The organism is Amycolatopsis mediterranei (assembly GCF_026017845.1).
Classification (GTDB): domain Bacteria; phylum Actinomycetota; class Actinomycetes; order Mycobacteriales; family Pseudonocardiaceae; genus Amycolatopsis; species Amycolatopsis mediterranei.
In genome coordinates this window covers 5744205-5756852 of record NZ_CP100416.1, presented here as the reverse complement: position 1 = coordinate 5756852, position 12648 = coordinate 5744205, and the positions used below count along the sequence as shown (strand labels likewise).

The following is a 12648-nucleotide window of genomic DNA, read 5'->3' as shown; positions in this document are numbered from 1 at the left end:
GGTGATCAAGCTGCCGGCCTTGACCGGTACAGCCTCGTGCGGGCGATCGCGGAACTCCCGTCCAGGCCGCCGATCAGTCGTACCGTCTTTTATTGAAGTCGTATTCAGGTAAAAGATTGCTCTGGGCTGTACTGATATTTCGCTCGAAAGCAACGGGTCATGGCATTTTCGATGATTCTTCGATCTTACTGCATTTGGTCCAACTTTGCGCCCGATTTATTGATCTGCGTAACGGCGGGCAGTTCGGTGGCGACCTGTCTGGTGCAGCAACGTCGGTCAACGTTCTTGTCGCTGATGCAATGAGAGAGCAAGCTGGTTCGCCGGAGTCGGACGAAGTTGCGCTCAACTTTTTGGAAATGCTTGACGACGGTTTCGCTGTAAAGCCACTCGGTCCAGGTCCTGAGGATCCGGGATTCCGTCCGATTCCGTGGCGATCGCTTTCTCATGTTCAATCGGTTGAGGCGATGACTTTGCCGGACTGGGAATGGCTTGGAATTCGGGAGGGGGCTTCTTCGAGGGAGGCGAGGGAAGCGCTCAGCGTGTTCCGGAACTGCCCCGAGTACGTGCTCGCGGACGAGCACCTTTCGATGTTGCAAAGTTCTGCGAACTCTTCGATCCCGCTCCTTCGTGTGCGACCGGATGTCCAGCGGCGTCCCTCGGCTTTCACGCCGCCTCTTCGAGGTTTGGGTCGTGGAATTCCGCTCGGTCCCTCCGATTTTGCTCGGCTCCGCCCGGATGACGGAGGCGGTGGCGGAGGTGATGGCGGCGAGAAAAAGAAGCCGCCGCCGCCGCTGCCCGGCCCTGACTATGCGAAATTGGCTGACCAGATCTTGACCTTCATCAAAGCCATTGGCGAATGCCTCGCCAATGGCACGTGGTCCATTCAGTGGGCGTGGGTCTATCCCCTTGGTGTTCGAGTGTGCCTCGACGCGGTGTGTGCCGAGAAGGTACTGAATGCCCTCAAGGCGCTTGGGGCCACCTCGGTCGTGAATATCATTTCTCTCATAGGGACCCTGGTTGCAAAAGGCTTGCTGACGTGGTCGGCCATATTTTCCGCCCTTGGCTGGGTCGGTTTGGCAATTCTGCACTTCGCAGCGTACTGGATACCCATGATCGCGTTGAACGCAACTCCACGTGGTGTCTGTATTGTGCACCTCTTTCCGTGGAACATGGGCCTGAGTGCAGGTCTGATCAATGGCTGGGCGGAAGGGCGGTGATCCGGTGCCGGGTGCGATGCCCTGCTTGCGCGAGAGAACAAGTCGGGCACGGAATGGCCGGTCGGATCACAATCCCGGGATCGCGAAGCCGTTCTGGCGCCAGGCCTCGTAGACCGTGATCGCCGCGGTGTTCGCGAGGTTGAGCGACCGGCTCGTCGGCAGCATCGGCAGCCGCACGCGGTCGGTCACCTCGGGTGCCTCCTGCACCGCCGCCGGCAATCCCACCGACTCCGGCCCGAACATCAGGACGTCACCCGGCGTGTAGGCGACATCGGTGTACAGCCGCGTCGCCGAGGCGGTGAACGCGTAGACCTTGGCCGGCAGGAGCACTTCCCAGGCCGCGACCAGCGAAGCGTGCACCCGCACCCGCGCCAGGTCGTGGTAGTCGAGCCCGGCCCGGCGCAGCTGCTTGTCCTCCAACGTGAAGCCGAGCGGCTCGACCAGGTGCAGTTCGCAGCCGGTGTTGGCGGCCAGCCGGATCGCGTTGCCGGTGTTGGGCGGGATTTCCGGCTGGTAGAAGAGAACGCGGAACACGGGCTCAGTCCCCGAGCAAGGCCGCGTAGACCTTGCGGACCGCGTCCGGCGGCGGCGTGGGCCGCAGGGTCGCCGGGTCGATGAAGACGTACCGGATGGTCGCCGCCGCCACGAGGGTCTCGCCGCGGTGGATCTCGAAGTCGAAGATCAGCGACGTCGTGCCGAGGTGGTTCGGGTACTGGGAGACGACCAGTTCCTCGTCGTAGCGGGCCGGCGCGCGGAACTTCAGGTTCGCCTCCGCGACCACGACGTCGGTGCCGTGCGCCAGGAATTCCTCGTGGGAGCCGAACAGGGCCTTCTCCGCCTCGAACGAGCACATGTCCACATAGGCCAGGTAGTGGGCGTTGAAGACGATGCCCTGGCCGTCGCACTCGTGGTAGCGCACGCGCAGCGGCATCTCGGCGATCGGGCGGCGAGGTGCGGTCACGGCTGCCAATCTAGTTCAGCCGTGTAAGGCCCGGTACGCGGCCGCCGCGCCCGGCTGCAGCGCGACCGGTTGGGTCCCGATCAGCGTCCGGACGTCGAGGAACTGCGTCCCCACGGCTTCGGCGGGCACCAGCGCCGTGGCGCGCTCGACGAGCAGCCGGACCACGGCCGCGGCGACGTCGTCGGGCAGCGAAGGCGCGCACACCAGCAGGTTCGCCACGCCGATCGTGCTCAGCGCGCCGACGCCGCGGTACGCACCGTCCGGGACCTGGACCTGGTCGTACACCGGGCCGTACGCCGCGCGCAGGGCGGGCACCACCGAGTCCAGGGGCAGCAGCGCGATCGGGGTCGTCCGGGTCAGCTCGGCGAGCTTCGGCGTCGGGACCCCGCCCGACCACAGCATCGCGTCGATGCGGCGGCCGGCCAGCGCGCGGACCGCGTCGTCGAACAGCAGGTGCCGGGCGTCCACCGCGACGCCCGCCGTGGCGAACACGCGCTCGCCGAGCTGCGCCGCCCCGGAGCCGCCCGCGCCCAGGGACACCGCGCGCCCGGCGAGGTCGGCCAGGCCACGCACCGGCCCGTCCGCGCGCACGACGAGCTGCAGGTAGTTCTCGTAGACGCGGCCGAGGGCCAGCAGCGGGACCGTCCCGGCGAACGGCGGCCCACCGCCGAGCGCGGTCTGGGCGACGTCGGCGAGCACCAGCCCGAGGTCGGCCTGCCCCCGCTGCACGAGGCCGACGTTGGCGACGCTCGCCTCGGTCGGCACGGCGGTGGCGTGCAGCAGCGGTTCCGCGCGGTTCAGCTCGGCCGAGAGCAGCTCGGCGAAGGCCAGGTAGAACCCGCCGCGCTCGCCGGCGGCGATGGTGAGCGTGCGTTCCGGGCCGCGGTAGCCGGCCGCCGAACAGCCGGCCAGCGCGAGGCCGAGGCCGCCGAGCAGGGCCGTGCGGCGGGTGAGCGTCATCCCGGCACCTCCCGCAGCGGCAGCGTGACGCGGACTTCGAGGCCGTGGGGGAGTGCCTGCCGCAGGTCCAGGACCCCGCCGCGGGTGCGCACCTGCTGGTGGGCGATGGCCAGGCCGAGGCCGGTGCCGCGCGGCGCGCCTTCGCCACCGGCGCGCCAGAACCGTTCCGTCGCCCGCGCTCTGTCCTGTTCGGACAGTCCTGGCCCGTTGTCGGAGACGACGAGCGTGGCGGCCGAGGTGCCGCTTTCCCAGTCCGTCGTGATCTTCGCGCCGCGGCCGGCGTAGTGGACGGCGTTGTCCAGCAGTACGTCGAGGATCTGCGCGAGCTCGCCTTCGGGGCAGCGCACGATCACCGGCTCGTCATGACCCGGCGGCGGCACGATCGTCGACCCGGCGTCCTCGGCGGCCGGGCGCCAGGCGTCGACGCGTTCGGCGAGCACGGACGCGAGGTCGCAGGCCTCATCGGCACCCCCGGCGGCGACGCGGGTCGCGGTGCTCTCGGCCAGTGCGAGCGCCAGCAGGCCGTCGAGCAGCTTCTCCAGGCGTTCGACTTCGGCGACGGTCGCCCGGTAGGTGGTGTCGTCGCCGTCGATCCGCCCGGCCAGGGAGTCGACCCGCAGCCGCAGCGCCGCCATCGGGTTCCGCAGCTGGTGCGAGGCGTCGGCGACCAGCCGGTGCTGCTGCTCGGCGGCCTCGAGCACGGCCTCGGACATCCGGTTGACCTCGGCGGCCAGCGACCGCAGCTCGCGCGGCCCGGTGCGCTCCGGGACGTGCGCCCGGTGCCCGCCCGCCACGGCCAGCACCCCGGTCTCGAGCTCGTGCAGCGGCCGCACCATCCACCGGGCCAGCACCACGGCGAGCAGCACGAACACCATCGCGACCAGCACCGCGCCGGCGCCGATGGTGCCCCACCCGGTGGCGACGTCCGCGGCCGCGGACGTCACCGACGCGCGCAGCACGACCACGCCGGACACGCGGGTGCCGGTGCCGACCGGGCGGGCGAAGTACGCCGGTTCGGCCGACCACGGGTCCAGCCGGTCCACCCGCGGCGCCGGTTCGTTGCGCATGGTCGCTTCCACCAGCGCGCGCACCGCCGGGGTGCTCGCGGTCAGGTCGCCCGCCTGCACCAGCGGCAGGCGCCGGGCGTCGACGATGACGACACCTTCGCCGTACAGCTGGGCGTAGCGCTCCGCGTCGGCCGCGAGGGCCGCGGGATCGTGGGTGTCGACCGCCTGCTGGGCGAGCACGACGAACCGGTCGACGTCGGCGGTGCGGGAGATGACCAGCTGCTGCGTGCGCTGCTCGGCGGTGGCGGTCAGCAGCGGTACGGCGAACGCGGCGACCACCGCGAGGGCGAGGGCGACCAGGACCACCAGCAGCCGGGTGCGCACGGGTTCAGTCCCGGCCGAGCCGGTAGCCGAAGCCGCGGATGGTGGTGAGCAGGCCGGGCCGGTCGAGCTTGGCGCGCAGGCCGGTCAGGTGGACGTCGAGCGAGCGCGACACCGCGAGGTAGGCGTCGCCCCAGACCTCGTCCATGAGCTGCTGGCGGCTGACCGCGGTGCCGGGGCGGGCGGCGAGCACGGCCAGGATCTCGAACTCCTTGGTGGTGAGCCCGATGTCGTGCCCGGCGACCAGGACCCGGCGGGCGCCGAGGTCGATCTCGACGTCTTCGATCCGGACGACGTCGCCGGCCGGGGTGGCGCGGGCCACCGCGCGCCGCACGACGGCGTCCATCCGGGCCAGCAGCTCGGCCAGCCGGACCGGCTTCGTGAGGTAGTCGTCGGCGCCGAGCCGCAGCCCGCGCACGACCGAGCGTTCGTCGCCGCGGGCGGTCAGCACGATCACCGGGACCGGCGAGACGGCCCGGATCTTGCGGAGGACGTCGAGACCGTCGAGGTCGGGCAGGCCCAGGTCCAGCAGGACGAGGTCGGCCGCGCGGTGCCGGTGCAGCGCGTCGGCTCCGCGGGCGACGCTGGTGACGGGATGACCGCGCGCGTGCAGCGACTCGGCGAGCGCAGCGGCGACACCCGCGTCGTCTTCGACGAGGAGCACGCGCACGGCCATCCCCCTGTCAGCGGTTGTCTTCCCTGCGCTCTTCCAGCTCGGAGGTCTTCGAGGTTTCCCGCATTGTGCCGTAGACGATCAGGGACACCAGGACACAGCCCGCGACGTACCAGAAGAACACCGGTTCGTGCCCGGCGCTCTTCAGCGCCTGCGCGATCAGCTCGGCGGTGCCGCCGAAGATCGCCACGGTCAGCGCGTAGGGCAGCCCGACGCCCAGCGCCCGGATCTTCGTCGGGAACAGCTCGGCCTTCACGATCGCGTTGATGGAGGTGTACCCGGCGACGACCACCAGCCCGGCCAGCACGAGGAAGAACGCGCCGACGGGGTTGCGGGTCGAGCCCATGATCGTCATCAGCGGGACGGTGAGCAGCGTGCCGCCGATGCCGAAGAACAGCAGCAGCGGCCGGCGGCCGATCCGGTCGGACAGGCGCCCGAACACCGGCTGCAGGACCGCGGCGACCAGGATCGCGCAGAACAGCACGATGGTGACCTGCCGCCGCGGGATGTGTGCGGTGTTCTCCAGGAACTTCTGGCTGTAGGTGGCGAAGGTGTAGAACCCGACCGTGCCGCCGAGGGTCAGGCCGACGACGAGCGCGATCTCCTTGGGGTACTTGGCCAGCGCGCGCAGCGTGCCGCGTTCGCCCGTGGTTTCGCCTGCTTCGCGTTGGTAGCTCTCGGATTCGTCCATCCCGCGCCGCAGCCACATGACGGTGAGCGCGGCGACCGTGCCGACGCCGAACGCGATCCGCCAGCCCCAGGACGTCAGCTGCTGCTCGGTGAGCAGGGCCTGCAGGATCAGCTGGAGACCCAGCGCCAGCAGCTGGCCGCCGTAGAGCGTCACGTACTGGAAGCTCGAGTAGAAGCCGCGCTTGCCGGGAGTGGCCACTTCGGACAGGTAGGTCGCCGAGGTGGAGTATTCGCCGCCGACCGACAGGCCCTGGATCAGCCGGGCGGTCAGCAGCAGGATCGGCGCGGCGATCCCGATCGTGTGGTAGCTCGGCGTGACGGCGATGAGCAGCGAGCCGCCCGCCATCAGCGTCACCGAGAGCACCAGCGCCCGGCGGCGGCCGAACCGGTCGGCGAACCGGCCGAGCATCCACCCGCCCAGCGGCCGCATGAGGAACCCGACGGCGAACACGGCCGCGGTCCCCAGGAATGCGGCCGTGGTGTCGGACGTCGGGAAGAAGGATTTGGCGAAGTAGGTGGTGAACGCCGCGTAGGCGTACCAGTCGTACCACTCGATCAAGTTGCCGATCGAGCCGCGCAGCACGTTGCCGATCACGCGCTTTTCGCTGACGGCCGCCGGAGCGGCACCGCTGAGCCGGGTTGTCATCGTCGACCTCCTGTGTTGCGACTCACGGTGACCAACCGGTGGGCGACCGGCAAGGCCGGGAGGCCGTTCCTAACACCCGCTTAGGACGGTGCCGGACAGCCGCGATCGGGCGGTCCGCCGGAGGCCGGTGCCGACCTGCTGTGTTGCGACTCACGGTGACCAACCAGCGGGTAACCAGCAAGGTCGGGAGGCGGTGCCTGACACCGGTCAGGACGGCGGCGGCGAGGCCGGGCGCGAGTGCGCGACCCGGGGGCCCTGCCGATAACCTCGTGCGCGTCAGCAGCGCAGGAGTTCACGACGAGGGAGCACACAGTGGGACGGTCGGTTCTGGTCACCGGGGGCAACCGGGGCATCGGTCTGGCGATCGCCCGGGACCTCGCCGAGCAGGGGCACCGGGTCGCCGTCACGCACCGTGGTTCGGGTGCGCCCGAGGGCCTCTTCGGGGTCCAGGCGGACGTCACCGACACCGAGCAGGTCGACGCCGCCTTCAAGCTCGTCGAGGAGCACCAGGGGCCGGTCGAGGTGCTGGTTTCCAACGCCGGGCTGACCGACGACACGCTGCTGATGCGGATGAGCGACGAGCAGTTCGAACGCGTTGTCGATGCCAACCTCACCGGTGCCTTCCGGGTCGCCAAGCGGGCCTCGCGGGGCATGCTGCGCGGCAAGTGGGGCCGGTTCGTCTTCATCTCCTCGGTCGTCGGCCTCTCCGGTTCCGCCGGGCAGGCCAACTACGCCGCGTCGAAGGCCGGGCTCGTCGGCTTCGCGCGCTCGCTGGCCCGTGAGCTCGGCTCGCGCAACATCACCTCGAACGTCGTCGCGCCCGGGTTCGTGCACACCGACATGACCGACGAGCTGCCCGAGGCGCGCAAGAAGGAAATCCTCGCGCAGGTGCCCTCCGGCCGGTACGCCGAGCCGTCGGAGATCGCCGCCGCCGTGCGCTACCTGGCCTCCGACGAGGCCGGCTACGTCAACGGCGCGGTGCTGCCCGTGGACGGCGGCCTCGGCCTCGGCCACTGACCTTCCCGCCCAGAACCCCAGACTTGCAGAACCCCAGACTTGGAGGACCCGTGCCCGGACTGCTCGAAGGCAAGCGCCTGCTGATCACCGGCATCATCACCGACGCGTCGCTCGCCTTCCACGCGGCCAAGATCGCGCAGCAGGAGGGCGCGAAGGTGGTGCTGACCGGCTTCGGCCGCATGTCGCTGGTCGAGCGCATCGCGAAGCGGCTGCCCGAAGAGGCGCCGGTGATCGAACTCGACGTCACGAACCAGGAGCACCTCGACGGGCTGGCCGACAAGGTCCGCGAGCACGTCGACGGCCTGGACGGTGTGCTGCACTCGATCGGCTTCGCCCCGCAGACCTGCCTCGGCGCGCCGTTCCTCGACGCGCCCGCCGAAGACGTCAAGACCGCGATCGAGATCTCGACGTACTCGTACATGTCGCTGGCGAAGGCGTGCCTGCCGCTGATGGGCCGGGGTGCTTCGTACGTCGGCATGGACTTCGACGCGCGCGTCGCGTGGCCGGTCTACAACTGGATGGGTGTCGCGAAGGCCGGGCTCGAGTCGGTCAACCGGTACCTGGCCAAGGAACTGGGGCCGCAGGGCATCCGCGTCAACCTGGTCAGCGCGGGCCCGATGAAGACCATGGCGGCGAAGTCCATCCCGGGCTTCGTCGACCTGGAGGACGGCTGGGGCGAGCGCGCGCCGCTCGGCTGGGACAGCACGGACCCGGACCCGGTGGCGAAGAGCGTCTGCGCGGTGCTGTCGGACTGGCTGCCCGCCACCACCGGCTCGATGATCATGGTCGACGGCGGGGTCCACTTCCTCGGCATCTGAGCTTCACACGGCCACGAGCTCACGGTCGTCGCTGCGCTGGACGGCGGCGGCGACCGTGAGCGCGGCCAGCGTGGCGACGCCGAGGGCGATCCCGGTCCAGGCGACGCTCGGGAAGCCGAGCCCGGCGTCGATCGCGACGCCGCCCAGCCACGGCCCGGCGGTGTTGCCGACGTTGAACGCCGAGGTCGTGCTGGCGCCCACGAGCGTCGGCGCGTCGCCGGCGACCTGGTAGGTGCGCAGGTTCAACGCCGGGTTGACGCCGAACCCGGCCACCCCGAAGGCGAGCACGGCCGCGACCGCGACGAGCGCATCGGTGGTGAGGGCGAGCACGAGCAACGCGGTGAGCGCGAGCGCGAGGCCGCCGTAGAGCGTGGCGAACGGGCGCCGGTCGGCCAGCCGCCCACCCGCGCTGACCCCGATCAGCGCGCCGACGCCGAACAGCGCCAGGACACCCGGCACCCACTCGCCGGGCAGGCCGTCGGTCTCGGTCAGCAGCGGCGCGAGGTAGCTGAACGCGGCGAAGATCATGGCCTGGCACAAGGCGATCACGCCGAGGGTGAGCCAGACCCGGCCCCGGCGGTACAGCCGCAGTTCGCCGCGGACGCTCATCGCCTGACCGGTCGTCTCCGGCACCAGCAGCGCCACGCCGGCCACCGCGACCAGCGTCGCCACCGCCACCGCCCAGAACGCCGTCCGCCAGCCGGCGTGCTGGCCGAGGAACGTGCCGGCGGGCACCCCGGCGATGTTCGCCACGGTCAGGCCGCCGACCAGGACCGCCATCGCGCGGCCCCGCCGCTCGACGGGCACGAGCGCGATCGTCGTCGCCAGGGCGACCGCCCAGAACCCGGCGCAGGCGAGGGCCGCGACCACCCGCGTCGCGAAGAGGACGGCGTACCCCTCGGCGAGGGCGCCGACGACGTGCGCCGCGACGAACACGCCGAGCATCACCAGGAGCGTGCGGCGGCGGGGGAGCCGGCGGGTGCCGATCGCCAGCAGCGGCGCGCCGACGACCATGCCGACGGCGAACGCCGAGATCAGCAGCCCGGCGTCGGGGATGCTCACGTGCAGGTCGGCGGCCATGCCGGGGAGCAGGCCGGTGATCATGAACTCGGACGTGCCCAGCGCGAACACGCTGAGCCCGAGGACGAAGACGGCCAGGGGCATGGGTTCTCCTCCGGGTTATGTATCGGTAGGTTCAAAACTGCGGCAGCGCCGTGGGTGGTCGCGGAAGGGGTGGGTCAGCGGGCGAGGATCGCCGAAAGCGCGATGTCGGCGACGGCGTGCATGCTGTCGGGGCTCGTGCCGCGGCGGGCCATCACGCGCAGGCCCGAGGTGGTGCTGAGCAGGAACTCCGCCACCTCGGCGGGGTCCAGGCCGTCCCGGAGGCTGCCGTCGAGCACGCCCTCCCGGACGCACTCGGCGAACATGGTCAGGTTCCGGTCGGTGTCGCCGCGCAGCGCGGCGCCCACCTCGTCGTCGGGCAGGCCGAGCTCGGCCAGGGTGTTGACCACGAAGCAGCCGCGGCGGCGATCCTCGAGGTCGGCCTCGATGGCGCTGTCGAGCACCGCGGCGATCCGCTCGGCCGCGGTGCCCGGGCCGTCGAGGAGCGCTTGGCGCTTGTCCAGCTGGGTGTCGGTGTAGTGCGCCAGCGAACGCCGGAAGAGGGCCCGCTTGCTGGTGAAGGTGTTGTAGACGCTGCTGCGGCCGAGCCCGGTCGCTTCGCACAGGTCCTGCGTCGTCGTCGCTTCGTAGCCGTGTTCCCAGAACGCGTGCATCGCCTTCTCGACGGCGGCGGTTTCGTCGAACTCCCGTGGCCTGGCCATGGGAGCACCGTACCACGGTTTTGGACTGCTCGATTCATAACCGGCCCGGCTCAGCGTGCGGGCCGCCACATCGGCAAGATGGCGGGGGTGGGATACGACGCGTTGCTGTGGCTTTCGTTCGGCGGCCCGGAAGGGCCCGACGAGGTCATGCCGTTCCTCGAGAACGTCACCCGGGGCCGGGGGGTGCCGCGCGAGCGGCTCCTCGAGGTCGCCGAGCACTACCAGCACTTCGGCGGTGTCTCGCCGATCAACAAGCTGAACCGCGACGCGATGGCCGCGGTCGAGAAGCAGCTCGCGGCGGCCGGCATGGAACTGCCGGTGCACTTCGGCAACCGCAACTGGCACCCGATGGTCGAGGAGACCTTGGCCACGCTGACGTCAGACGGCGCGAAGCGCGTCCTGGTGTTCCCCACGAGCGCGTACGGCGGCTACTCGGCGTGCCGCCAGTACGACGAGGACATCGAGCGCGCCCGCGCGGCGGTCGGTGCCGATGCCCCCGAACTGGTGAAGATCCGCCAGTTCTTCGACCACCCGCTGTTCGTCTCGGCGGTCGCCGACGGGGTGCGCGCCGCCCACGCGTCACTGGGGAACGAGCCCGGGATCCGCACGGTGTTCACGGCCCACTCGGTGCCGGAGAGCGCCGATCGCGCCTCGGGACCGCCCGCGGAGGGCGGCCACCGGTACTCGCGGCAGATCGCGGAAGCGGCTCGCCTGGTGGCGGCCGAGGCGGGTGTCGCGGAGTACGACGTCGTCTGGCAGTCGCGCTCCGGGCCGCCGCAGGTGCCGTGGCTGGAGCCGGACATCGTCGACCACCTCGACGCGCTGCACGCCGGCGGGGTGCGTGGCGTGGTCGTGTCGCCGATCGGGTTCGTGTCGGACCACCTCGAGGTGATCTGGGACCTGGACAACGAGGCCGCGGAACGCGCCGCGGAGCACGGGATGGCCTTCGCCCGCGCGGCGACCGCGGGCGGCGACCCGAGGTTTGCGGAGCTGGTGGTGGAGCTGATCCGCGAGCACACGCACGGGGTCCCGGCGCGCAAGCTGTCGTCGTTCCCGGTCGCCGGCTGCACCGTCAACGGCGCTCCCTGCGCGATCGGCTGCTGCGAACCGGCGAAGCGGCCGGGCCGTTAGGTCCGGCGCCCGACCAGGTGGAAGACGCGGCTGAGCCGGCGGTAGGGATCCCGCCGGCCGGCTTCGAACCCGACGGCCAGACTCCGTACCACTGAACGGGTTCCACGCCGCGGCTGCGGAGGGCCTCGCTCAGTTCCGCGACCGTGCCGGCGCGCGTCGGCAGGCCCAGCACCCCGATTTCGGTAACCGGCGTCGAACGCTTCCAGCGCGTCTTCCCAGCGTCCTTTCATCACACGCCGTGGCACAGGGTGACGTTGTAGCCCGCGCGGGCCAGCGGGAACGACTGGTGGCCGGCGCCGCCGCCGACGTCGAGCACCGAGGCCGGCGGGGTGGGCAGGTGTTCCCGCAGCTGCCGGTGCATCACGTAAGTGCGCACGCGGCCCTTCACGGACGCGTAGGCGCCGTCGGCGAAATCGCCGGCCACCGCGGCCCACGTGTCCTCGGTCATCGTGGCAGGCTCAGCCTTCGCGGGCCGTCTGCTCCGCGAACGCGCGCACCGCCTCGTCGACCGCCGCGCAGCGGGCCGTCCGGACCGCGTCCGACAGCGGCCGCAACGCCTGGGCCCGCAACGTCGAAGCCGAAGCCGACAACGCCCCGCCCGGCTCGTCCGAGGACGCGATCGCCAGGATCGCCGCGATCTCCTCGGCCCGCTGCAGCACCCGCAACGCGCGCCCGGGTGTCCCGGCCGGCCAGTCGACGTCCGGGCGCGAACGCAGGTGGGCCGACAGCTCCGCGCGCACGCCCGGCCGGTCGGAGGCCACGTCCAGGGTCTGCAACGCCCCCGCGCTGGCCCGGATCGCGTCCGTCAGCCCATGCTCGGCCTCGCCGAGCGGCACGTACTCCGGGGTCGTCGGCGACGGCAGCGAATAGACGGTCCAGCGCACCAGGCCTTCGGCGATCGGCTCCGGCACCAGGCCGAACCCGAGGTCGGGGAGCACCAGCGCGTCACCCGCGCGCAACGCCGCTTCGGTGAACGGCCCGCCGCCGCCGAGGCCGCGCACGTCGCCGGGGACGGGCAGCACCAGGTGCAGCGATTTCGCTCTTTGCGAACGCAGCGCCATCAGCAGCTGGACCGGCGTGGCCGCCCGGTTGAACGCCAGCGGGAGCGCGAAGGCGGCGGCGTCGGCGGCCACGACGTCGTGGGCCTCACCCCACGCGAGCAGGGCATCGAGGACATCGTCGGACGCGGCGGCCCCGTTGAGCCACGCGCTCGACCAGACGGCGAAAGTCGCACTGGGACGGCACACAGTTCCCTATTTTACCGGCCTATTTTACCGGCTCGCCCCCGAGACTCCGAGCGGGCCCACGCTGGAGCCGCTCCACA

General features: G+C 71.2%; 14 protein-coding genes. 4 read left to right on the top strand and 10 right to left on the bottom strand.

Going from position 1 to position 12648, the window contains the following annotated elements:
- Window positions 1–92 precede the first annotated feature (92 nt).
- Entirely contained in the window at window positions 93–1217 is a 1125-nt protein-coding gene (locus tag ISP_RS25765; RefSeq protein WP_141748482.1) for a hypothetical protein, read from the top strand.
- A gap of 66 nt (window positions 1218–1283) precedes the next feature.
- Here the strand turns inward: ISP_RS25765 and ISP_RS25760 are convergent, their stop codons facing one another.
- Genes ISP_RS25760 through ISP_RS25735 form a run of 6 tightly spaced genes read right to left on the bottom strand, consistent with a single transcriptional unit; the run spans window position 1284 to window position 6535 of the window.
- Entirely contained in the window at window positions 1284–1751 is a 468-nt protein-coding gene (locus ISP_RS25760; RefSeq protein ID WP_013226777.1) for a tRNA (cytidine(34)-2'-O)-methyltransferase, read from the bottom strand.
- A 4-nt stretch (window positions 1752–1755) separates the two neighbouring features.
- Window positions 1756–2178 carry an acyl-CoA thioesterase gene (locus ISP_RS25755; protein WP_013226776.1) on the bottom strand — a complete coding sequence of 141 codons (423 nt, stop codon included), beginning with the start codon at window positions 2176–2178 and terminating at the stop codon, window positions 1756–1758.
- A gap of 15 nt (window positions 2179–2193) precedes the next feature.
- Window positions 2194–3138: a TAXI family TRAP transporter solute-binding subunit gene (locus tag ISP_RS25750; protein ID WP_013226775.1), complete on the bottom strand. Its 945-nt coding sequence runs from the start codon at window positions 3136–3138 to the stop codon at window positions 2194–2196.
- Window positions 3135–4529, bottom strand: coding sequence for a sensor histidine kinase (locus ISP_RS25745; RefSeq protein WP_013226774.1), 1395 nt, complete (start codon window positions 4527–4529; stop codon window positions 3135–3137). The genes ISP_RS25750 and ISP_RS25745 overlap by 4 nt, the downstream gene beginning before the upstream one ends.
- Before the next feature lie 4 nt (window positions 4530–4533).
- Entirely contained in the window at window positions 4534–5202 is a 669-nt protein-coding gene (locus ISP_RS25740) for a response regulator transcription factor (protein WP_013226773.1), read from the bottom strand.
- A gap of 7 nt (window positions 5203–5209) precedes the next feature.
- Complete coding sequence (locus ISP_RS25735; protein ID WP_013226772.1) at window positions 5210–6535, bottom strand: MFS transporter; 1326 nt, start codon at window positions 6533–6535, stop codon at window positions 5210–5212.
- A 312-nt stretch (window positions 6536–6847) separates the two neighbouring features.
- On the opposite strand from ISP_RS25735, the gene fabG reads away from it, so the two are divergent.
- Both fabG and fabI read left to right on the top strand, forming a co-directional pair.
- Window positions 6848–7552 carry a beta-ketoacyl-ACP reductase gene (gene fabG, locus ISP_RS25730; RefSeq protein WP_013226771.1) on the top strand — a complete coding sequence of 235 codons (705 nt, stop codon included), beginning with the start codon at window positions 6848–6850 and terminating at the stop codon, window positions 7550–7552.
- 50 nt (window positions 7553–7602) lie between these two features.
- Window positions 7603–8370 (top strand): enoyl-ACP reductase FabI, encoded by a 768-nt coding sequence (fabI, locus tag ISP_RS25725; protein WP_013226770.1) that lies wholly within the window; start codon window positions 7603–7605, stop codon window positions 8368–8370.
- A gap of 3 nt (window positions 8371–8373) precedes the next feature.
- Here fabI and ISP_RS25720 read toward each other — a convergent pair whose 3' ends face one another.
- Complete coding sequence (locus ISP_RS25720; protein WP_013226769.1) at window positions 8374–9534, bottom strand: Cmx/CmrA family chloramphenicol efflux MFS transporter; 1161 nt, start codon at window positions 9532–9534, stop codon at window positions 8374–8376.
- Between the two features lie 74 nt (window positions 9535–9608).
- Window positions 9609–10193, bottom strand: coding sequence for a TetR/AcrR family transcriptional regulator (locus tag ISP_RS25715; RefSeq protein WP_013226768.1), 585 nt, complete (start codon window positions 10191–10193; stop codon window positions 9609–9611).
- 87 nt (window positions 10194–10280) lie between these two features.
- Here ISP_RS25715 and ISP_RS25710 point away from each other — a divergent pair, with 87 nt between their 5' ends.
- A complete protein-coding gene (locus ISP_RS25710) occupies window positions 10281–11324 on the top strand; it encodes a ferrochelatase (RefSeq protein ID WP_013226767.1) in 1044 nt (347 codons plus the stop codon).
- Between the two features lie 229 nt (window positions 11325–11553).
- Here the strand turns inward: ISP_RS25710 and ISP_RS25705 are convergent, their stop codons facing one another.
- Complete coding sequence (locus ISP_RS25705; protein ID WP_013226766.1) at window positions 11554–11772, bottom strand: class I SAM-dependent methyltransferase; 219 nt, start codon at window positions 11770–11772, stop codon at window positions 11554–11556.
- Window positions 11773–11782: 10 nt separating this feature from the next.
- On the bottom strand, window positions 11783–12571 hold the full coding sequence (locus ISP_RS25700; RefSeq protein WP_013226765.1) for a hypothetical protein: 789 nt from the start codon (window positions 12569–12571) through the stop codon (window positions 11783–11785).
- Window positions 12572–12648: the final 77 nt, after the last annotated feature.

Bases quoted from the DNA above. Each gene is read 5' to 3' on its own strand.
- ISP_RS25750 (WP_013226775.1), bottom strand. From the start codon at position 3,138: ATGACGCTCACCCGCCGCACGGCCCTGCTCGGCGGCCTCGGCCTCGCG.
- ISP_RS25740 (WP_013226773.1), bottom strand. From the start codon at position 5,202: ATGGCCGTGCGCGTGCTCCTCGTCGAAGACGACGCGGGTGTCGCCGCT.
- ISP_RS25735 (WP_013226772.1), bottom strand. From the start codon at position 6,535: ATGACAACCCGGCTCAGCGGTGCCGCTCCGGCGGCCGTCAGCGAAAAG.
- ISP_RS25720 (WP_013226769.1), bottom strand. From the start codon at position 9,534: ATGCCCCTGGCCGTCTTCGTCCTCGGGCTCAGCGTGTTCGCGCTGGGC.
- ISP_RS25715 (WP_013226768.1), bottom strand. From the start codon at position 10,193: ATGGCCAGGCCACGGGAGTTCGACGAAACCGCCGCCGTCGAGAAGGCG.
- ISP_RS25705 (WP_013226766.1), bottom strand. From the start codon at position 11,772: ATGACCGAGGACACGTGGGCCGCGGTGGCCGGCGATTTCGCCGACGGC.